This window comes from Micromonospora sp. NPDC049102 (assembly GCF_043197485.1).
Taxonomy (GTDB): Bacteria; Actinomycetota; Actinomycetes; order Mycobacteriales; family Micromonosporaceae; genus Micromonospora.
In genome coordinates, this window is sequence record NZ_JBICTE010000045.1 from 24,969 (window position 1) to 45,923 (window position 20,955).

Annotated in this window: 13 protein-coding genes and 1 pseudogene; 6 read left to right on the forward strand and 8 right to left on the reverse strand. The window is 67.9% G+C overall.

Annotated elements, in window-relative coordinates:
* Nucleotides 1-112: 112 nt before the first annotated feature.
* The gene (locus ACGFH9_RS29085) at nucleotides 113-760 is read right to left on the reverse strand and encodes a hypothetical protein (protein WP_393225503.1); all 648 of its coding nucleotides are present in this window, start codon (nucleotides 758-760) and stop codon (nucleotides 113-115) included.
* Between the two features lie 92 nt (nucleotides 761-852).
* Nucleotides 853-2,040: an LLM class flavin-dependent oxidoreductase gene (locus ACGFH9_RS29090; protein WP_393225506.1), complete on the reverse strand. Its 1,188-nt coding sequence runs from the start codon at nucleotides 2,038-2,040 to the stop codon at nucleotides 853-855.
* A 156-nt stretch (nucleotides 2,041-2,196) separates the two neighbouring features.
* Here ACGFH9_RS29090 and ACGFH9_RS29095 point away from each other — a divergent pair, with 156 nt between their 5' ends.
* Genes ACGFH9_RS29095 through ACGFH9_RS29115 form a run of 5 tightly spaced genes read left to right on the forward strand, consistent with a single transcriptional unit; the run spans nucleotide 2,197 to nucleotide 6,777 of the window.
* The gene (locus tag ACGFH9_RS29095; protein WP_393225509.1) at nucleotides 2,197-3,174 is read left to right on the forward strand and encodes an aliphatic sulfonate ABC transporter substrate-binding protein; all 978 of its coding nucleotides are present in this window, start codon (nucleotides 2,197-2,199) and stop codon (nucleotides 3,172-3,174) included.
* A complete protein-coding gene (locus tag ACGFH9_RS29100; protein WP_393225512.1) occupies nucleotides 3,171-4,004 on the forward strand; it encodes an ABC transporter permease in 834 nt (277 codons plus the stop codon). The genes ACGFH9_RS29095 and ACGFH9_RS29100 overlap by 4 nt, the downstream gene beginning before the upstream one ends.
* Nucleotides 3,977-4,708, forward strand: a complete 732-nt coding sequence (locus ACGFH9_RS29105; protein WP_393225513.1) for an ABC transporter ATP-binding protein — start codon at nucleotides 3,977-3,979, stop codon at nucleotides 4,706-4,708. The genes ACGFH9_RS29100 and ACGFH9_RS29105 overlap by 28 nt, the downstream gene beginning before the upstream one ends.
* Before the next feature lie 36 nt (nucleotides 4,709-4,744).
* Complete coding sequence (locus ACGFH9_RS29110; protein ID WP_393225515.1) at nucleotides 4,745-6,151, forward strand: selenium-binding family protein; 1,407 nt, start codon at nucleotides 4,745-4,747, stop codon at nucleotides 6,149-6,151.
* Nucleotides 6,148-6,777: a hypothetical protein gene (locus ACGFH9_RS29115; protein ID WP_393225518.1), complete on the forward strand. Its 630-nt coding sequence runs from the start codon at nucleotides 6,148-6,150 to the stop codon at nucleotides 6,775-6,777. Before ACGFH9_RS29110 ends, ACGFH9_RS29115 begins: the two co-directional genes overlap by 4 nt.
* Before the next feature lie 169 nt (nucleotides 6,778-6,946).
* Here the strand turns inward: ACGFH9_RS29115 and ACGFH9_RS29120 are convergent, their stop codons facing one another.
* The gene (locus ACGFH9_RS29120) at nucleotides 6,947-7,798 is read right to left on the reverse strand and encodes an alpha/beta fold hydrolase (RefSeq protein ID WP_393225520.1); all 852 of its coding nucleotides are present in this window, start codon (nucleotides 7,796-7,798) and stop codon (nucleotides 6,947-6,949) included.
* Between the two features lie 397 nt (nucleotides 7,799-8,195).
* Nucleotides 8,196-16,049 (reverse strand): hypothetical protein, encoded by a 7,854-nt coding sequence (locus ACGFH9_RS29125; RefSeq protein ID WP_393225523.1) that lies wholly within the window; start codon nucleotides 16,047-16,049, stop codon nucleotides 8,196-8,198.
* Between the two features lie 372 nt (nucleotides 16,050-16,421).
* Here ACGFH9_RS29125 and ACGFH9_RS29130 point away from each other — a divergent pair, with 372 nt between their 5' ends.
* On the forward strand, nucleotides 16,422-17,288 hold the full coding sequence (locus ACGFH9_RS29130) for a metallophosphoesterase family protein (protein WP_393225524.1): 867 nt from the start codon (nucleotides 16,422-16,424) through the stop codon (nucleotides 17,286-17,288).
* On the opposite strand, the gene ACGFH9_RS29135 is transcribed toward ACGFH9_RS29130, so the two are convergent.
* The 4 genes and pseudogenes from ACGFH9_RS29135 to ACGFH9_RS29150 all read right to left on the reverse strand — a co-directional run.
* Nucleotides 17,278-18,522: a helix-turn-helix domain-containing protein gene (locus ACGFH9_RS29135; protein ID WP_393225527.1), complete on the reverse strand. Its 1,245-nt coding sequence runs from the start codon at nucleotides 18,520-18,522 to the stop codon at nucleotides 17,278-17,280. The genes ACGFH9_RS29130 and ACGFH9_RS29135 overlap by 11 nt on opposite strands.
* Nucleotides 18,509-18,688 carry a hypothetical protein gene (locus ACGFH9_RS29140; protein ID WP_393225530.1) on the reverse strand — a complete coding sequence of 60 codons (180 nt, stop codon included), beginning with the start codon at nucleotides 18,686-18,688 and terminating at the stop codon, nucleotides 18,509-18,511. Before ACGFH9_RS29140 ends, ACGFH9_RS29135 begins: the two co-directional genes overlap by 14 nt.
* A 146-nt stretch (nucleotides 18,689-18,834) precedes the next feature.
* Nucleotides 18,835-20,154 (reverse strand): helix-turn-helix domain-containing protein, encoded by a 1,320-nt coding sequence (locus ACGFH9_RS29145; protein WP_393225533.1) that lies wholly within the window; start codon nucleotides 20,152-20,154, stop codon nucleotides 18,835-18,837.
* Between the two features lie 687 nt (nucleotides 20,155-20,841).
* Nucleotides 20,842-20,955: pseudogene (locus ACGFH9_RS29150) on the reverse strand (IS982 family transposase); the annotation flags it as partial.

Below are 20,955 nucleotides of genomic sequence, written 5' to 3' on the forward strand. Positions count from 1 at the left end.
CCGCTTGATCTCGGAGGAGGACGTGTGCGTGCACAATGGTTCGAAACGGGCATCGGAGAACAGTCCTTGGACTCACTCTGATCCCGTGTCAGCGCTTGTCACTCCGCTCGTCTCAGGACGGCGCGGCGGTCCAGGGCGCGTCCGGCCCGGTGCGGTGGGCGCTCTCGCCGGGACCGAGGTCGAGAACGTCGAGCAGCGTGAGGTCGTGCTCCACGGCGTGGTGGAGGTGACTGAGCTTGCCCGTCGCGGGGTCGGCGTCGCTCGCACCGATGAGTTGCCAGAGCCCGTCGTCGGCGTCGTGGCTGACGTACAGGATCGGCTCTTTCTGGTCGAAGACCTCGCCGGTCTGGATGCTGCTGGTCCCCAGCAGCCAGTGTTCCATCCACCGTGCGCGCCGGTCACGCTCCATGACGCGGTCCACCACCCACCAGATGAACGGCAGATCCTGGTGTGCGCGGGCCTCGGTCGCGGTGAGGTCGGGGCCGCCCTCGGGAACTCGCTCGAACGGCTCGTCGACGAGCGAGCAGGCGTAGCTGTTCTCGCGGTCGAAGATGACCGCATGGAAACTGCCGCCGCCGGCGCTTCCGGCCCCGATCCCCACCGTGAGCCGGGCGTGGTGGTGCTCGGAGTTGGTCGTCCAGCCGAACGTGTACGACGCGAGCTCACCGCGCGGCCCGACGAATTCACCGAAAGCACGCCGTTCCACACCCGACCCGGCCGGCGTCTCGGTCAGCCGACCCTCGATCACCTTCAGATTCACGCGGGGAGAGTACCGGCACGGACGAAGCGCGCATGGGGGCAGCGGCACGTCGTCGGGTGCGGGCGCGCCGGGCGCCCGCACCCGCCCGCCGGTCAGCGGGCCGCTGCGGGCTCCGGCGTCGGGCGGGGTGTCGTCGTACCCGCGAAGGGGATGTCCGGGAGATCGGCCAGGTCCGGCTGGCCGTCGGGGTGCCGCCACAGTCCGCGCTCGCGCAGGATCGGCAACACACCCTCGCCGAACCAGTACGCCTCCTCCAGGTGGGGGTAGCCGGAGAGGATGAACTCGTCGATGCCGAGCGCGTGGTACTCGGCGATCCGGTCCGCGATCTCCCGGTGGCTGCCGACCAGGGCGGTGCCGGCTCCACCCCGGACGAGGCCGACGCCGGCCCACAGGTTGGGCGCGACCTCCAGGCTGTCGCGGGAGCCGCCGTGCAGGTCGAGCATCCGGCGTTGCCCCTCGGACTCGCTGCGACGCAGCCCGTCCTGCACCGCCGTGATGTCGGCCTCGGCGATGCCGTCGAGCAGCCGACGAGCCTGCGCCCACGCCTCGTCGGCGGTGTCGCGGGCGATGACGTGCAGCCGGATGCCGAAGCGCAGTTCCCGGCCGGCGGCGGCAGCCAGCGACCGGACCCGGTCGAGCTTCTCGGCGACCTGGGCCGGCGGCTCGCCCCAGGTGAGGTAGACGTCGCTGTGCCGCACCGCCACGGGCAGGGCGGCGGCGGACGAGCCACCGAAGTAGACCGCCGGCGGCGGATCGGGGAGCCGGTGCAGCCGCGCCTGCTCGACGCGCAGATGCGTGCCGGCGTGGTCGACGGTCTCACCCCGCCACAGCGCGCGTACGACGTGCAGGAACTCGTCGGCTCGCGCGTATCGGGCGTCCTTGTCCAGGAAGTCGCCGTACGCCCGCTGCTCCGTCGACTCGCCGCCGGTCACCACGTTGAGCAGCAGTCGCCCCCGGGACAGCCGCTGGAAGGTGGAGGCCATCTGCGCGGCCAGAGTGGGTGAGGTCAGACCGGGTCGGAACGCCACCAGGAACTTGAGGCGTTCGGTGACCTCGCTGAGCATCGCCGTGGTGAGCCAGGCATCCTCGCACCACGCGCCGGTCGGGGTGAGCGCGCCGACGAAGCCCAGTTGCTCGGCGGTGCGGGCGATCTGCCCCAGGTAGGCCACACTCGGCGGCCGGGCACCCCCGGCCGTTCCGGTGGGTACGCCGTGTCCACCGCCGACGACGTCCCGGCTGTCGCCGTTGGTGGGCAGGAACCAGTGGAAGGTGAGGGTCATCGCGGCTCTTTCCGTGTGTGCGCGTGGCGCTCCTGAGGGGTGGGACGAAGCCGCCGACAGCCTACCCATAAAACCTATCGGGTTAGTAGGCTACCGCCCACGCCCTCCCCCGCCGGTCGACGCGGCCCGGCCCACCTGCTCATCCAAGGAGCCGTCATGCGTACCCCCTCACCTGGTCATCCCCCGCGTCGCCGCCTGCGTACGGCGGCGTTCACCGCCCTCGTCCTGCTCGCCGCGGGCGGCGTGAGCGCGTGCGGCGAGTCCGCCGACGCCGGCGGTGACGGCGGCAAACTGCGCGTCGGCTACCAGCGTTTCGGTGGGTTGAGCCTGGTCAAGGCGCGCGACGCGGCACCGGACGTCGAGTGGTCGCTGTTCGAGAGCGGGCCGGCGCTCACCGAGGCGCTCAAGGCCGGGTCGATCGACATCGGGCAGGTCGGCGAGGCCCCACCGGTCTTCGCCGCCGCCGGGAAGATCCCGTTCTCCATCGTCGGCACCTCGGCCCCGATCCCGCAGGGCGAGGCCGTGCTCGTCAAGGCCGACAGCGGCTACCGCAGCTTCGCCGACCTCAAGGGCAGGACGGTCGCCCTCAACAAGGGCTCCAACGTGCACTGGCTGTTGGTACGGCTGCTGGAGGCCAACAAGATGACGCTGGGCGACATCAACGTCAAGTACCTCAAGCCGGCCGAGGGACGACCCGCCTTCGACAGCGGGCAGGTCGACGCCTGGGTGATCTGGGACCCGTACTTCGCCCTGGCCGAGCAGCCCGGCGTACGGGTGCTCGCCGACGCGACCGGCCTGGCCAGCAACCGCGAGTACGTGCTGGCGGCACCCGACGCGGTCGCCAAGCGCACGGACGATGTCCGGGCGTTCCTTCAGAGGTACCGCGAGGTGACCGACTGGGGTATCGCCAACCCGCAGGAGCGGGCGCGCACGCTCGCGCCGGAGTTGAAGATCCCGGAGGACGTCACCAGCCGTGCCCTGGACCGCAGCGCCAAGCCGCTCGCCCCGGTCACGCCGGCCATCGGCGACGAACTCCAGGCGATCACCGACAGCTTCGTCGCGCTGGACCTGATCCCGGGGCCGGTCGACATCAGGAGCCGGGTGGACGACCGTTTCAGCGCGGTGTTCCAGTGAGTCGTACACCGCTGCTCGAGACGCCGCCGGAGGTCGTGGCCGAAGCGGCCCCCGAAGCCCGCCGCCCACGGATGTCCCGGCGGTGGTGGCGGCTGGTCAGCCCGGTCGCCCTGGTCCTGGGCTGGGAGCTGGCGGCCCGGACCGGCCTGCTGGCGCCGGAGAAGCTGCCCGCGCCCAGCGACGTCCTCGCGACCGGCTGGCGACTGTCCCGCGACGGCACGCTCGCCGTGCACCTGGTGGACTCCCTCACCCGGGCCGGCGCGGGCCTGCTCATCGGCGGGGTGCTGGCGCTCGTCCTGGGTACGGTGGCCGGGCTGTTGCGACTCGGCGACGACCTGGTCGACCCGCCGGTGCAGATGGCCCGCATGTTGCCGCACCTGGGCCTGGTGCCCCTGCTGATCATCTGGGTCGGCATCGGCGAGTCGCTGAAGATCAGCCTGGTCGCCCTGGGCGCCTTCTTCCCCGTCTACTTCAACACCTACGCCGGCATCCGGGACATCGACGAGCGGCTGGTGGAGGCCGCCCGGGTCTGCGGGCTCGGGCAGGCCGCCCGGCTGCGTCACGTGGTGCTGCCCGGCGCGCTGCCGTCGCTCTTTCTCGGCCTGCGCCTCGCGATCGGCGCGGCCTGGCTCAGCCTCGTCGTCGGCGAGCAGGTCAACGCCCAGACCGGGATCGGCTTCCTGATGATGGAGGCGCGGGAGTTCAGCCAGACCGACGTGGTGGTCCTCGGCCTGCTCGTCTACGCGCTGCTCGGGCTGATATCGGACCTTGCCCTGCGCGTTGCGGAGAGGAGGATGTTGACATGGCGACGCGGACTGCGAGCCACCTGACCGGCGCGACCCCGGTGCTGACCGCCCACGCGATCCGCCGGTCCTTCGGGCCGACGGTCGTGCTGGCCGGGGTCGACCTGAGCATCGCGCGGGGCGAGGTCGTGGCCCTGCTCGGCGGCAGCGGTTCGGGCAAGAGCACCCTCCTGCGTATCCTGGCCGGCCTGGACGGCGAGGCCACCGGCGAGACCGTCGTGCACGGCACCGCCGCCGTCGTCTTCCAGGAGCACCGGCTCCTGCCCTGGAAGCGGGTGGCGGCCAACGTCGGGCTCGGCCTGTCCGGCCCGGACACCGCCGGCCGGATCGAGCGCGCGCTGGCCGAGGTCGGCCTGGCCGAGCGGCACCGGGCCTGGCCGGCCGAGCTGTCCGGTGGGCAGGCACAGCGGGTGGCCGTCGCGCGGGCGCTGGTCCGCGAACCGGATCTGCTGCTGCTCGACGAGCCGTTCGGCGCGCTGGACGCGCTCACCCGGCTGCGGATGCAGGTGCTGCTGCGCCGGCTACGCGCCGAGCACGGCTTCGCCGCCCTGCTCGTCACCCACGACGTGGAGGAGGCGCTGCTGCTCGCCGACCGGATCCTGCTCCTCGACGACTGCCGCATCGCCGCGGACCTCCCCGTCGACCTGCCACCCACCCGCACCCCGGACGACCCGGGCTTCGGCGCGCTGCGCCGTCTCCTGCTCGACCGACTCGGCGTTCCCAGCACCTGAGGAAGCGTTCCCACCACCTGACGAAGCGGAGATGCGATGACCCGCTGGACACCCGACCCCACCTTCTACCCGTCACCCCGGGAGGCGGCGACCGCCCCGGCGGAGAAGCTCGCCTACGTGGCGGCCTTCGACCGTACGGCCAGCCGCCCGGACGCCATCGTGGTGCTCGACACCGACCCGGACTCCCCCGCCTACGGCCGGGTCGTCGGCTGGACCGACCTGCCGCACCTCGGCGACGAGCTGCACCACTTCGGCTGGAACGCGTGCAGCAGCGCGCTCTGCCCGACCGCCCCGCACCCGCACGTCGAGCGGCGCTACCTGATCGTGCCGGGCCTGCGCTCCTCGCGCATCCACGTCATCGACACCCAGCCTGATCCCCGCCAGCCGCAGGTCGTCAAGGTGATCGGCCCGGAGGAGCTGGCCAAGCGGGCCGGTTACTCCCGGCCGCACACCGTGCACTGTGGTCCGGACGGGATCTACCTGTCGGCGCTGGGCGGCGCGGACGGCGAGGAGGGTCCGGGTGGCGTCGCGATCCTCGACCACACCACCTTCGAGGTCCGCGGGGCGTGGGAGGCCGACCGGGGGCCGCAGTTCCTCGCGTACGACGTGTGGTGGCACCTCAACCAGGACGTGCTGGTCACCAGCGAGTGGGGCACCCCGTCGATGATCGAGGACGGCATCATCGGGGAGCTGCTGCTGGGCCGCCGCTACGGTCACGCCATCCACTTCTGGGACCTCGCCAAGCGCCGGCACGTGCAGCGGGTCGACCTGGGCGATCAGTACCAGATGCCGCTGGAGCTGCGACCGGCGCACGACCCGACGAAGTCGTACGGGTTCGTCGGGGTGGTGATCAGCGTCGAGGACCTGTCCGCCTCGGTGTGGCTGTGGCACCGCGACGGGGACGCCTGGGCGGTCACCAAGGTGATCGACATTCCGGCGGAGCCGGCCGACCCGGCGGACCTGCCCGACCTGCTCGAACCTTTCGGGGCGGTGCCGCCGCTGGTGACCGACATCGACCTGTCCGTCGACGACCGTTTCCTCTACGTGTCCTGCTGGGGCACCGGCGAGCTGCGCCAGTACGACGTCAGCGACCCGCTGCACCCGGTGCAGACCGGCTCGGTGCACCTGGGCGGGATCGTCCGCCGCACCGCCCACCCGTCCGCCCCCGACGAGGCCCTGGCCGGCGGTCCGCAGATGGTGGAGGTCAGCCGGGACGGCCGGCGCGTCTACGTCAGCAACTCGCTCTACGGCTCGTGGGACGACCAGTTCTACCCCGACGGGGTGGGCGCGTGGCTGGCCAAGCTCGACGTGGACGTCGAAGCCGGCGGACTCACCCCCGACGTGCGGTTCTTCCCCCACGGGGACGAGTTCCGGGGGCTGCGCGTGCACCAGACCCGGTTGCAGGGCGGGGACGCGTCCTCCGACTCGTACTGTTTTCCGTGACCCTCGGGACCCTGGCCACGCTCGCGGCGCTCGGCGCGTTCCACGGCCTGAACCCGGCGATGGGCTGGCTGTTCGCGGTGGCCCGGGGTCTTCAGGAGCGCAGCCGGGCCGCGCTGCTGAAGGCCCTGCCGCCGATCGCGGCGGGGCACCTCGCCTCGGTGGCGATCGTCGCCGCCCTGGTCACCGCGACCAGGTCGGTGACGACGAGCACGGCCCTGGCGGTGGTCGGCGGGGTGCTGCTGGTCGGCTTCGGACTGTGGCGACTGCTCTCCGAGCGGCACTTCCGCTGGGCGGGGATGCGACTGTCGGCGGCACAGCTCGCCGGCTGGTCGTTCCTCATGTCGTCGGCGCACGGCGCGGGGTTGATGCTGCTGCCGGTGCTGGTGACCGAGCCGGTGTCCGGGGGCCACAACGGGCACCTGGCCGCCGCGCCGGTCGGTGCGCTGCCCGGGCTCGCGGCCGCCGGGGTACACACCGTGGCGATGCTCGGGACCGCACTGGTCATCGCGGTGCTGGTCTACGAGGTGCTCGGGGTGGGGGTGCTGCGCAGGGCCTGGTTCAACGTCGACCGACTCTGGGCCGGCGTGCTGGTGGCGGCCGGGCTGGTGACGCTGATCCGGGCGTGAGGCGGCCTTTTCGTGATCGTTGGCTGCTCAGCAGTACCGGACACGGCGTGTCGTGTCGCCCAGCAACCAACGATCAAGGAAAGCCGGCACCCGGCCCCGGTGCGAAACCCTGGGGCCGGGTGTCGCAGCGCCGTTACGGCGCTGGTGTCCGATCGGCTACCGGTACCCCTCAGGCGCGGGCCTTCGCCGGCTGCTTCATGAAGTCCATGATCGCCTTGTTGACCTCGTCGGCGTGCGTCCACGGGATGCCGTGCGGCGCGCCCTTGAGCGTGATGAGCGTGCCGGTGGGCATCATCGGGCCGAGCCGCTGGCCGGTCACCGGGTAGGGCAGCACCCGGTCCTGGTCACCCTGCACGATCAACACCGGAATGTCGATCTTCGGTAGGTCCTGGCGGAAGTCCTCCTGCCAGGAGTCCACGCTGTCGTGGGTGGCCTTGCCGGAGGCCATCGCGCCGATCTGCCAGTGCGCCCGGTACGCCTCTTCGCTGACCCGCTTGCCCATGTTCTGGTCCGGGTTGAAGAACGCGTCGCAGAAGGACGTCAGGTAGGCGAAGCGGTCCTTGATGATGGCGTCCTGGAAGCCCTTGAAGAGGTTCCGGTCGACGCCCTCGGGGTTGTCGTCCGCCTTGGCCAGCATCGGTTGCAGCGGGCTGAGCACCACTGCCTTGCTCACCCGCTGGGAACCGTAGTTGCCCAGGTAGCGAATCACCTCGCCGGTGCCCATCGAGTGCCCCACCAGGGTCACGTCGTTGAGGTCCAGCTCGGTCATCAGCACGTCCAGGTCCGCGGCGAACGTGTTGTAGTCGTACCCGTACGCCGGCTGCGCCGAGTTGCCGTAGCCACGCCGATCGTAGGTGATCGTCCGGTATCCGGCGTCGAGCAGCGCCTTGGTCTCCTTCTCCCACGTTGCCCCGTTGAACGGGAAGCCGTGGATGAGCACCACGGGCTTACCGGAACCGTGGTCCTCGTAGTACAGGTCGATGGGTGCGGAGTTTTCCGTCCCCACGGTGATGAAAGGCATGTTTTCTCCTGCTCCGGTTTGGGCTGTCGGACGCCTCGCGCTTTCCCGCCGGGTCACCGGATATGCCGTTGGCTGACTGCATGACAGCCGATCCCAGGTCACGACTCCTGGTGCCGCGAACCTCTGCCACCTAGGCCGTGTGTCAAAGCCCCTGGCCGGCCTGCGGAGGCCGAGAGGACCGGCCGTTTCGGCCGCTGGTGAACCGTCGCTCGCGGGCCCGTGGTCCGGCCGGATCGGAGCCGCCCCCTCCATTGAGCGTGATGCCTGTGGGTCATCAAGATGACTCACAGGCATCACCCTCATCGTGGTGTCCGCCGTCCGCCGTCCGCCGTCCGCCCCTCTGCTCGACCGAGGACCTTGACACACGGCCTACGCGGATGACCCGACCAGAGCGCCATCAGCATTCGAAGACGGCTGCGGTCAGGGCCGCCTTCTGTTGGTCGCCGTACCCCGAGAGCAGGGCAATCGCCCCGACCCACTGCTCTTTCTGCGGCAGGTCGAGTTTGTCCTTGTTGGCGAGAACGAAGGCCTCGGCTGCGCCGAAATCCGTTTTGATGTCCTGCAGAGCCTGCAGCATCGTCTTCGCGACATCGGGCCCACCAACTCTGGTCACCATCGATTGCAGCTCGACCGTAGTGAGACCGCCGTCCAGCGGGCTGGTCGGGTTGAGCTTTCCAGCTCCTTCCAGACCGTTCACCGCCTCGATCAGCACTCTGGGTTGGTCGGCCGGCTCAGCGAGGGCGTAGTCGAAGACGATGTCGGCCTGCCCCTTCGCTTCGAACTCGAGCACGGGCGCGAAGACACTCAACTCAGGCTGGTTGGGCACTCGTTCGAGCATCTTCTCAACCTGGGCCAGGCTGGACGCTCGCCACTCAGCAGTCCATCGCTGCCGGTTCTCCCGAAGGACATCCCGCGCCTTCGTCAGGTTCGCTGCCCAGATCAAGTTACCGAGCATGTCGTCGACCACAGCGACCGCTGGGGTCTTCCTAGCCTGCTCACCAGCGGTCCGCAGAACCTCCGGGGTGATGTTGTCCCATCGCCAGCCGCTCGTTCCGGCTGCCCGCCCAAACAGGCTCTGCCCTGCCAGCAAACGTGCGTTGCCGGCATCGGTTGCATGCTCCGGGGGCGACATCGTCCATTCGTTATCGAGTCGGAGCCCGGCCGCCGGGGCAGGGTGCAACACCACCGCGCCATATTTGTTCGTCTGCTCGATCACCTGACTGAGCACCGAGGTCATGGTCGTCACCACGATGGGTAGCTGGCCACGTTGGGCGTACTGTTCGAGCAGATAGTTCAGGTCCGCGAGCGCGGATGGTAGCGCCTGGCGAGTCGGTTGGTTCAACAGAATCACCGGCTGCTGAACGGCAGCGGCGGCCGTGGCCAGATTGTTGATTAACGAGGAGTGGCGCTCGTTGCGAGCTGCCGGGATGACATGGACAAGCCCGTCACGAGTGTCGACGGTGGCAGGCAGCTTCAACGGCCACAGCGGCACGTGGGCGGTCTCCGCGGCACCGGCGGAATCTCCATGGCCGCCCAGGTCTTCCACAGCGGCCGGTGCCGGCCGGGTCGAACGAACGATTGGAGTTGGCGTCGCCGCCGTGAGGAAGCGACGCGGGGAGGCCATGATCTCGTGCTTGAGATTGGTTGGCACCGGTAGCCGGATCACACCGTCGGGAATTTCGATGTACTGCGGGGACAACCACCCGTAGGGATTGAGCTTGCCACCGGGTGGATTAGTGGGTTTGATCGCGGCGAGCCAGCGCACCCTGAACTCCAGGGTGGTGTACGAACCGCCGGTGGTCTTGACACCGCCGCTGGCGGCTTTCTTTTCCCGGGTGCCGGCACTCTCGTCGTGTCGACTAATGATGTCGGCTCCCTGCAACACCCCCATGGAGGCTGTCCCCGGCCCGTCGTAGTATTCGTAATTCGTCAGCGCGAAGTCTGGGTTGATCCAGGGCATGAACGCGTGACCGGCAGAGCTCGTCGTGGTGTGGCTGTCGGTGACTGTGGTTGCCTGCATCGACTTGTCCATCACGTCATGGGTAATCCCGTGTTCCGTGACCTCAATGGGATCGACGTGCAACTCGAGGTCGGCGAAGTGGTGGTAGAACCGGTAGCGCGGGAGCAGTATCCGTTCCGTGATACCGGTGGTGAGGAGTTCGGGCAGGCGGTTGGCGAGGAACGCCGGATTGATGATGGCAAAGATCTGATCAGCGATGACGCTCTTCGGGTGGAACCATGACGAGCCAGGCGGTGCTGACCATACGTAGTTCTGCCAGAGGCTGGCCACACCCTGGGCAGCCTTGACGATCAGGCCGGCGAATGGGCTTTCGACCTCCGATAGGGGCAGGGGAGCTGTGACGGCCTCGGGCGTGGCGAGGTGAGTAACGTGATCGCGTATCGCGCCGATGCCGAAGATCAGGCCCTCCCTGGCGCGAGCCAGTGTGGCCTGGTCGATTTCCAGGCCGACACGGTGATCGGCGAGGGATTGACCGACCGGCAGGTCGAACGTCGGCACTGTTACGGGCGCGACGGCCGTCGGTGCGGCCATCTCCGGTGCCACATCAGACACGGCCTGTTGCAGTAGTCGCGGGTCGAACTTCACCCGAGTTGTAACGACATAGTCGGGATTCGGCTGGCCTTTATCGTCATCCTGGCCGACCCACCACAGGTCCTCGGTCTGGAACGCACCGGAAGTCGCCGCGTCCGCCACTGCCGTCGGTGCCGTCTCGACCGTCACCTTCGCTGTCAATCGCAGGCGTACGTCGAACGTCGCCCCTCCGGCACTTCCGACATCGCGCAGACTCTCGGGTTCGATGCCGTTGTCGTTGGCCCACTGGACCAGGCCATCACCGGAGCGCCCGGTTTCCTGGATCAGGCCAGTGCTGAGTTCCTGATGCTCGGCTTGCGTCGTCGAGCGCTTGGTTATGCCGCGTAGGTCGCCGTGCAGGTTGACCAACATGCTGTTGGCACCATCCGGTTCGGTGACGAACCATCCCCGCATGTAATCGAGAATCGTCCGCGAATCGCGGGTCTCCGCCTCCCGCCTCGTCGTGTCACTGCCGGCCCGGTTTCCGAGCCGGTGCAGACTCGGTGCCACGCCCAGATATTCGCCGCCGATCGGGGATGCCTGAAGCATGACGGTGATGGTGCGGGTGCCGGGCAGTATTGGCAGTCCCCACGCGCGCAGGTACTCGGATACCGGCACCTCGATGCGGACGCCGCCGCCGAGCAACGTGTTCACCACCGCTCCGCCAGCGGCAGGGCCTCCAAGCTTGCCAATATCCTGACGTACGGCTTTGGCGACAAAATAGCCGTACCGCTCCTCAACCGACTGCACCACCTGGGTGAGAAACCCGCTCAGGACCGGTGGCTTCGCCACTGATCCACCCCCGAGTCCGTGCCGCAGCGTCGAGGGCAGGACGTAGGTGACCGTCTTGTCGTAGTGCAGTGCCATCTGAGGCGGCATCAGCCCCAGTTCGGTGGCGTCCAGCGCATCGAAGGCCGTTTGGCCGACGGCTGGCACGCTCACGGTGCGATTTCCCCCCGTGCCCGAGGGGAGCAAGAAGTTCGCGACCGCCTGGCCCCAGCTTCCGAACACACCAGCAGCGGTTCGCAACGCCCGCTGTGCTGCCCCAGCCGGCGGGAGAGCCCACTTGGCGACCTTGCCGGCGAGGTTACGTTCGACGCGTGTCTCGATCGACACCTCGACGTGGACGTTGACGGCAGCCAGCGCCATCCGACTGACGTTCATGTGCAGTCGCCCGGAACTGCCGGCGCTCTCCACCTCGGAGGCGACCGTCTTCTCCCGTCGCTGGGCAAGCTGGGGTTGATAGCTGTACTGGTCGATGTGGATGCCGCGCAGTTTTTTGTGGATGTTGAGAGGGAACCGCATTCGCAGCCCGCCCCAGAAACCCTTCGTGACCTGGAGTCCGGTGGAGTTGACTGCCGCCACGCCCATGTCGGAGTAGGTGCCGAAGGACAGTGGTAGGCCGTTCAACTGGAAGCCGTCAGCATCCTCGAACACCAGGCGCATGCCGATGGTGGCCTTGGTCTGCTCCTGGGATGCCCCCCGGGGTGCGCTGATCGGGCCATCGTAGATTTCCAGGGCGGCAGGGCCCCCTGCTTGGTCACCTACGGAGTGCCACGGGAGCCACTCGTCGAGCCCGGCCCCGAGCAGTTGCTCGACTTTCAGGCGCAACTCCAGCGGGATAGGCCCGTGCACCATCTCGGTCAGCGCCACGACTACCTGGCTGACAAGCGTGTCGGCAGTCAGGAAGAGCGGTGTGTCCGATGGCAGCGGCTTGTCGGCTGTCGGGCGGTAGCGCAACGGGGTGCCATCGTCCCCGGCGAACGAGGCCACCCCGGCGGCCTTGAGGCTGGGCAGGTCCAGGGAGTACGGAATGTTGGTCGACTGCCCATCCTTCGCAACCGCCTTCAATGTCATGTCGGACGGGATCGACATGGTGTACGTGCCGGTCACGGGTGGCGCCCGATGGACCACGGGAAGCGCGGGCCTGACCGACCCTGGCCACGGCTGATCGTTGAGTGGCGTCACCGTTCCGGGGCCTTCCAGCTGCATCAGGAAGACCACCGGTCCGGTGAACTGGGCTTCGTCGTCGACGCTGATGCCGTGCATACCCCAGGTGGCGAGGCCACTGCTGACCTGTGTCGCCTTGCCGTATTTGCCTTGCATGATCGGCCGGAACTGCAACGACTTCAACACCTTGGTGCTGACGTGCACCAACGCCAGCATCGGCTGTAGGCCCGCCCAGATTCCCGGATCCTTGATCGACGTGGTGATGAGGTCCTGGTTACTGGTCTTGTTGGCGTCAACCTCCGACAGTGGCAGCCAGCGGACGTACTGCGGATCCTCGAAGGTGACCGACTCATCGTCAGCCAACTGCCCTCGGCGGGCCATGATGCGGACCACGACCTGGTCGCCGCCGCGCCCGCTGATGCCCTTCCTGCTCAGTGCGAATGCAACGCCCGCTGCTCCCTGAGCCCGCCGGATGAGGCTGGCCGCGCTGTCCTCATTGAGTTGATCGCGAACCCGGCGGGTGTTCTCCAATGCCATCCGAGCGTCGGCGACGCTGCTCCACCGACCGGCGTAGTGGGTCGCGGCACCGTCCTCGTGGACCACCAAGCCTGGGTAGTGGGCACGAATCAACGCCAGCACCGCTTCCACCAATGGCTGCTGGCGAGGTCCGGCTGGGCTCTGACCGGGTGAGTCGAGAGTCAGGTCCGCGATGCGAGTGACTGCGGACAGCTGCTGCCCGGGACGCACCTGGAGAGAGAGGCTCTGAGAATCGACATCTCCCGCAAGCGTCGCCAGATCGGCCCACTGCTTGGCGTCTTCCCGCAGCACCCGTTGATAGAGAGCCTGCGTCAGCTGGCTCGGGCCTTTCAACTGGTTTGGCCGGTCGGACCGTTCGAGCCACACGTTGACATCGAAAGCAACGACCGCGGTCCGCTCACCGGTGAAGCGCACCCCGGACAGATCGGAAACATCGAGGCTGGGCCCAGACCTGATTCGCACCGCGTCCAGCGTGGGCCAGGCGAAGAGGTATGGCTCCAACTTCGCGACGGACGGCAGCGCCGCGCCAGCTACCGGGAGGAGCTCGATGCCGAACGCCTGCAACAGGAGACCGGGCGGGATGTCGAAGCCGTCCGCAGCGACCTGTTCCGAGTTGTGCGAGATCGATGTCTGATCATCGATGTCCATCCACGTTGCGTCGTCGCTCTCGATGATCACACGTGGGTTGACAGGGACGAAGTGGATTGTGACGCTCGACGGGGCATGGCCCGCGATGTCACCGAAGACGATCTCGTAGCCCTTCGTCGCCGCCGCGAACGATCCGGCGACCATCATCTTCGGTTTCAGTCCCGCGAGCAGTCGTTTATGCTCGGGGCTACCCGGCTTGGCGAGGTCCGCGACGTATTCCTCGACCATTTGACGAATTTCGGAAACCCCGGAGAATGTTTGAACCGCCGAATCTCTCGGCAACTTGATCGGTGCGTCGGCAGCCACCGTGGATGCTGCGTAGGTCGGGGCACCGTAGGTCGGATGCTTCGCCTCGGAGAAGTCGGTCGCGGCCGCGTCGAGGGGTCGGGCGGTCTCCCGCGACACGAAGATTTTGACCGCGCCGGGTACCGCGGTCTGACGGTCGACGTTCTGGTTCTGAATATTGTCGGGAGAGGTGACACCAATGTTCACCGTCGCGTCGAAAGCGAACAGGTACGAGATGTAGGAGGAATTCTTGATGGTGCGTTCCGACGAGAGGGCCAGACTGAGGGTGTTGGCTTCCTCGTGCTCACTCCAGACTATCGTGGCGAGGCCGGCATACGCCTCGTTCATGGTGAAGCCCTTTTTCACCAATTCGGGCTTGTGCCCCAGGTACCAGGACAGGTTGGTGTTCGTGTCGAGGAAGTTCATGTGCCCGTGACCACGGCTGTGCCGTCCGGCGAGACTCGTCGTCTGCTTGCCGCGCATCTCCACAGCGTCGGAGACCTGCCGCCACCCGTTCTCCGTACGCCCCAGGGCGAGCGACACCGCGACAGAGTGGCCCTGGACCTCGAACGTCCATTCGTCACCGATCACGTCTGCCGCAGCCGTGAGCAGCGCTGCTCTCGTCACCACGCTACTTAGCTCAGCTGGCTTCAGTTCGATGCCAAATTGGTAGAACGCCGAGACGATCTCCGACTTGATCTTGGTGATCAACGCGTCTGTGAAATCGGCGGGCTGATCCTCAGCTCCCAAAATCGCCCGCGAGTGACCGTCCGGAACCAGCCACAATGGTGGGGCGAACTTCTCGCGCGGCTCCCAGGAGTCCGATGGGGAGGCGAGTTCCGTAACGGGAACGTCGCGACTCTCGACCGCCTTGCCGATCTCCGCCAGCGTGTCGGTCAATATCCGCCTGGCTTCGTCGACCTCCGCGTCGATGTCGGTCAGCACCCAGGGTGCACGCTGCCCGCCATCCAAGGCGAACAGGGCGGCCTCAAGCCGACCAGTGGCATGCACGAGCTGCTGACGAGCCATGTTCCGCGTCCACACGATCCCCAGCGGCGAGGAACTGCGCTGCGTGCTCGCGTCCCGCTGGTCGGTGGGAAGGTGCGTCAACCTCTCATGCAGCTCACGCACCTGGGCAGCCAGAGCAGCGTGCCATTCGGGCCGCGCCGGGAGGCCACCTGACCGTACCGACTCCGGGTGTACGCCGGAGGTGCTGTCGGCGAGGACTTGACGCCAGGAGAAGAAGCCGTGGCTCAGTTGCTCAACTGTGGTCCGCAAGCCCTCGAGGTCGGCGCCAGATGCTCGTCCGACGTTGCTGCGGGTCGCTTCAAGATGGGCCTTGAGGATCGCACGCGGCCCGACATTCTCCTGTCCGGTCGAACCGACTGGTATGAGCTGCAAGGAGCCGAGCATCCCCGCGATGCTGTGGTCGAGTGTCTCCTTCAGCCGGTCCGTCAGCGGCTGCGGCAGATCGACTCGGGCGTCCATGCCCGGGATGCTCACCGGCGGTGAAACGCTGAGCGTGATCGGGTGGCGGGGCAGGGTCGCAGCGATGGTCCCAGTCGGGGCCTCGTGGAGCAGAGCGATACCGTCAGACGCTCGCACTGCGACGATGTCCTCGGTGACGCTGTCGGTGGTGGCACGAATCCGGACGCCCTGGTAAGGCATCAGGGCGATGAGTTCGTCCAGGAGCCCCCCGATTCCGCCCTCGACAGGTCGGAGTTGTTCGGCTGGCACTCCGCTGAGATCAAGGTCGGCGAACCGGGCGCCGACAATCTGCTGCGGCAGGCCCACCTCGACCCGCGTACCGTTCCATCGCAGCTGACTCAGCATCGGCGCGCCGTCGCGGATTCGAGCCAAGACTTCGGTGTCGGTCGCGGCGTCGGGGTAGTCCGCGATCAGGTGGCGCTCCGGCAGGACGAGTACGTGATCAGCGGCGTCGGCAGCGACAGGACGAAACGTCGCGTCGATGGGCAGCAGGAAGCGATCGTTACTTCCGCCGGCCTGAGCTCTGCTCAGGCGGACCGGCAGCCGTAGTGTGTCCGCCAGGGTGATCGCGTCGGCGAGATCCAGTTGGGCGGCAGCCGATGCCGACGAGCCTGCCAGCACCGTGCGCGCCTGCACGTCGAACGACTGTGTCTGTAGGAACCGCCCGGCCGCAGACACAACGGCCGAATCCGGGACCAAGTAGACCATGTTCACGCCGGGAACCGAGCTGGCAGACATGACCTCCGGCGGCACGTCCCGCTCCAGGCTGAGGTAAGAGCCAGAGGGCACCCACTTGTAAAAGTCCTCAGGACAGCCGAAATTCGATAAATCTGGCACTCACCGCTCCTCAGCCGACGGACGGCCCAGAATGCCAGTCAGCATGAACGTCCCGCCGTAAACTCTTATTACGATCATGTTTCAGTCGCGGCGTGATCGGCCGACTATCAGCCGGTCGTGATTCGCCGCCGCATGATCCTCCTCAATCGCGATTTGACCGGCAACTTCTGATAAAAGCGGCATAGGTCGTCGAAAACTGGGTCGCCCACTGCGACACCGGCTTGCCGTCCGGAACGGACACGAACCGGGCGGGGTGCCGATCGGGCCAGCGCCGCCTAGCCTCAAGGCGTGAGCGTTTCGCCCCGACTGCGTGCCGTCAGCGACCTGCACATCAGCTATGCGGAGAACCGCGCGTTCGTCCAGGAGCTACGCCCGGACCACCCCGGCGACTGGCTGCTGGTGGCCGGCGACGTGGCCGACCGGTTCGCCGACATCGAGTGGGCGCTCGACCTGCTGAGCAGCCGGTTCGCCAAGGTGATCTGGGCACCCGGCAACCACGAGCTGTGGACGCCACCGGGCGACCCGGAGCACCTGCGCGGCGAGGCCCGCTACCGCGAGTTGGTGGCGATGTGCCAACGCCTGGGCGTCGTCACGCCCGAGGACCCGTACCCGGTGTGGGACGGCGAGGGCGGCCCCGCCACCATCGCCCCGCTCTTCGTGCTCTACGACTACACGTTCCGGGTGCCCCAGGCGAGCACCAAACAGGAGTCACTGGACATCGCGTACAAGGCCGGCGTGGTCTGCACCGACGAAGCGCTGTTGCACCCCGACCCGTACCCGAGCCGCGAGGCCTGGTGCGACGCCCGCGTCACCGAGACCGAGCGCCGGCTCACCGAGCGCGACCCGGACCTGCCGACCGTGCTGGTCAACCACTACCCGCTGATGCGCGAGCCCACCGACATCCTGTGGTTCCCGGAGTTCGCCCAGTGGTGCGGCACCGTCCGCACCCGCGACTGGCACCTGCGCTTCGGCGCGTCCACGATGGTCTACGGGCACCTGCACATCCCCCGCACGACCTTCTACGACGGCGTCCGCTTCGAGGAGGTCTCGCTCGGCTACCCCCGCGAGTGGCGGCGACGCGGCCCGGTCCCCAACCCCGTCCGCACCATCAACCCCGCCGACGACGTACGCCACCGCGAGTCCGTCACCGGGTAAGCCCGACCACCGTCGCCAGTCGCGCCACGCCCGCCGGCGCCGGCCGCGCCCGAGCAACATCGCCGATGAGAGTACGCGCCAGAGGCCGCCCCCGGACCTCAGCCGGCGCGATACTGTCCGCGTCGACGAGGGCGCGTGCCGCCCCGCGCAGGTCACCGGCGTGCAGGTAGATGCGCGCGGCGTCCAGCAGGTAGGCACCCCGATACTCGGCCGGCAACCGCCGCCACACCTCCCGGCGAACGACGCTCACGTGTCGTGCCAGTGCGCCGTCGGTGTCACCCCGTTGCGCCGCGAGGAGCACCCGCGCCATCTCCACGGTGACCGTCCCGAAGCTGGTGCCGTGCGGGTCGTCGTACCCCCGGAGGTTCGCGGCAACGCCCGCGGCCCGGTCGATCAACTCGGTGGCGCGGCGGTGCTCGCCGCAGCCAGCGGCCGCGAGGGCGGCCTGGACCAGCAACGCCCCACCCACCGCCCACACGCGACGGTCACCCGGCCCTGCGTGCTCACCCCGTCCCCGTTGATCATGAAGTTGTTGTCGACTTTGATCTCCAAAAGTGCCGCTAACTTCATGATCACCGAGGTGGAGTGTCGGTGGAAGAGCGCGGTTGGCCGCCGTGAGGGTCGCCGACAGGGCCAGCCGGTCGCGGCCCGACGCGCGTAGGGCCTGGGCCACCGCGATTGCCGCCGTCGCCGCGAGGACGGGGTCGTCTTGGGCAGCGCCCATCGCTCGGTCGGCGGCCAGCCAGGCGAGGTCGGCCTCGCCGAGCTTGACCAGCAGCAGCGCGGTGATCCGGTACGCCTGCACCATCAGCTCCGGCGACCCCGCGCCCTGGGCGGCGTCGAGCAGGTTCGGCACCGTTCGCACCAACTGCGGGTAGTGCGCGTGCTGGTACGTCAACCAGGCGTGCCCGACCTGCCGCCTCAGCTCGTGCAGGTGTGGCGGGGTCGGCGGGGTGTCGTAGCGGGCGAGGGCGGCCCGGATGTCGTCCACTCCGGTCGGGGTGCTCGTCAGGGTGCTGGGCGGTTGGCAGAGCAGCACCTCTGGGTCGATCCGCAGGACGCGGGACAGCTCCTGGATCACGGAGTACCGGTCCAGGGGGCGGACGCCGCGTTCGATCTTGTCGACCCAGCTCTTCGACCTGCGCAGGCGATCGGCCAGCATCTGCTGGGTCATCGAGCGCCGCACCCGCCAGCCGGCGACCCGTCGGCCGATGGGGAGGTCATCGCTGCTCACGCCGCCACCGCCGATCCGGGACCGCACGAGTCGTGTCGTCCACGGGTACGCGCTCCGCCTCGGCCTGAGCCAGGATGCGCTGCTTGGCAGCCTCCCGCTCGGCCGCCTCAGCCTGTTCACCCTTGCTCGCCGTCTCGTCGCCGCACCCATCGTGTCTGCCGCTCATTCCCCCACCTCACGGGTCGGGGCGCGACGTGCACATGACTGAGTTGGCCGCCGCGCCCAGCTCGCCGCTCCATTCGGAGTCATTCAGCGATGCCTAGGTGACAGCCTGTGACGATCATCGGTTGCGATCCAGACTGATCGCGTCCGCTACTGTCCTTCGAGGTGTCCGCCTGGGTCGGCGGACAGGCCAGCGGACAGCTCTAGGAACTCGTCAGCAGCGCTCGTCCTGCCGTCGACAGCAGCGATCATGTGACGCAGCTCGGCGACACGGTCAACGGCACGCTGTGACCGCGCCGAGCGCGCCAGAGCCACGGAACGACCGGCCACGACGATGGCCTGCTCAACCTCTCCGGCTTGCAGCAGCGCTTGGGTGAGCCAACCGAGATACAAGGAGGTCTCGCGGGGCGAGTCGTCGCCGTAGCGACGGATGGCGTCTTCCAAGATGGGGACCGCTCTAAGCGGCCGACGCAATTCAGTCCACACACGCCCCGCCATGACCTGCACCTCGTCCTGGGTCAACCAGTACGCCCAGGAAGGCGCATCGCCCAGGTCAACGTGCTGGTAGATCTCCGCGACGTCGCCCAGGGCCCGCTCGGCGAGACTCGCCTCTCCCATGCGCGCGTGCGCCCAGGCCACGCGCTCAAGCAGCAGAGCTTGGCCAGTGGCCTCGGCCGCATCCCTGCCTCCCACGTAGGCCGATCGAGCCAGGGTTACCGCCTCACGTCGGTTGCCGAGATTCGCTTCAAGGTAGGAGAGGCTGCTGAGGCAGTTGGCTGCGCTCGCAGGGTCGCCACCAGCGTGTGCGGCGCGCATCCCGGTCAGGTAGTAGTGGCGTGCCTCAGCAACCCGGCCAGAATCCTCGGCGACGAAGCCCGCCAACTGACACAGGTCAGCAATGACGACGAGCAGCCGTCGATCTACTGCTTCCCTGTAGCTGCCCACACGCAAAAGGTCGGCGGTGGCGGCCAACTCGGCGTAAACCATTGCGTAGGTCTTGGCACCGCCCACGTGGTCGTCCAGCCGCCGAAGCTGACGAACCCGGTCCTCAATCCGAGCCACCGTTTCGTCCCCGACACGCCGGCCCGCGCTCAGCTCATATCGCTGCGGTGGCTCAGTGATCAGCCACTGATGGGCCAGCGCGGCAGCGTTCTCGGTCGTAGGCGCCTGCGTGACGAGCAGGTCTGCGAGCTGATCGGCATCGCGTCGCAACGATTGCACCCCACCGCTGGCCGCCCGCTTTCCCTCGACATAAGGGACCGCAGCGAGCGCGAGCAGTGTCCCGTCCGCTGCCAAGGCGGTGTCCAAGCGCTGGGCGGTACTCAGGGCCGGAGTCTTCCGACCGCAGGCCAGGTCGTGAAGGTAGCTCTTGCTGTAGAAGGTCTGCTTAGCCAATGCACGATAGCTGATCCCACGATTCATGATCAGCGTGCGGAGTCGATCGGCGAAGGACGAGGCGGATTCCGACATTACTGCTCCCGACAGGGCTGGGCGGGCAACGCGGATCTCGGCAACAGCCATTTCGGACAATACCCTCGCCGTCGTACCCCAAGCTACAGGACATGCGCCGAGCCTTCCCCAGCATAAATCGAAGCGCCTATTCAAGGCAGGACTCACGTTCGCCATCCGGCGTTCAGGACTCGTCCGCGACCACCAGTTGTAGCCCGAGCCCGCGTGTCGGCGACGTCGGGGGCTGATGAGGTCGAGGCTGCGCACGCTTCACGTCGACGGTCGGGAGTTCACCTGGCAGGCCGACATTCGGTCCGCAGCTGGCCCGGACGGTCGTCTTCACCGCTGTATAAGGCTTCGCGTGTGGGGTGCGGGAAAGACCGGTCGCGCCCTACAGGTCGACTTAACCGAGCGGCCCGTCGTTGCTTCTGAGCCTGGGTACGTCGAGACCGACATGCACGGCAGCGGGGAGACGTACCCCTACCCGACAGCCGAGGATGTACGCGATCTGTCAACGCCGGTTGAAATTTTCACGCGGCGTCGACACGATCTTGTCCATTACGGCCTCGGCGCTGGATGGACGCCGCAGGCGTTGGGTGGGACCTTCAGAATCGCGCCACCGACCGAACTTGAGCTACCGCGATTTGTCATCACCGAGCTTGTGTGAACGTCGACCAGCACCGCTAGACGAGTAAGTCCGAAGTCTGGTCAGTGGTCGTAGGCGATTAGGGATCTGGTCACGGGTTGGCCGGTGGTCCGGTTGTGCCAGATCGCGGCGGTCATCGCGAGGAGGCGTTGCGCGATGCGTGCGGTGACGCCTTC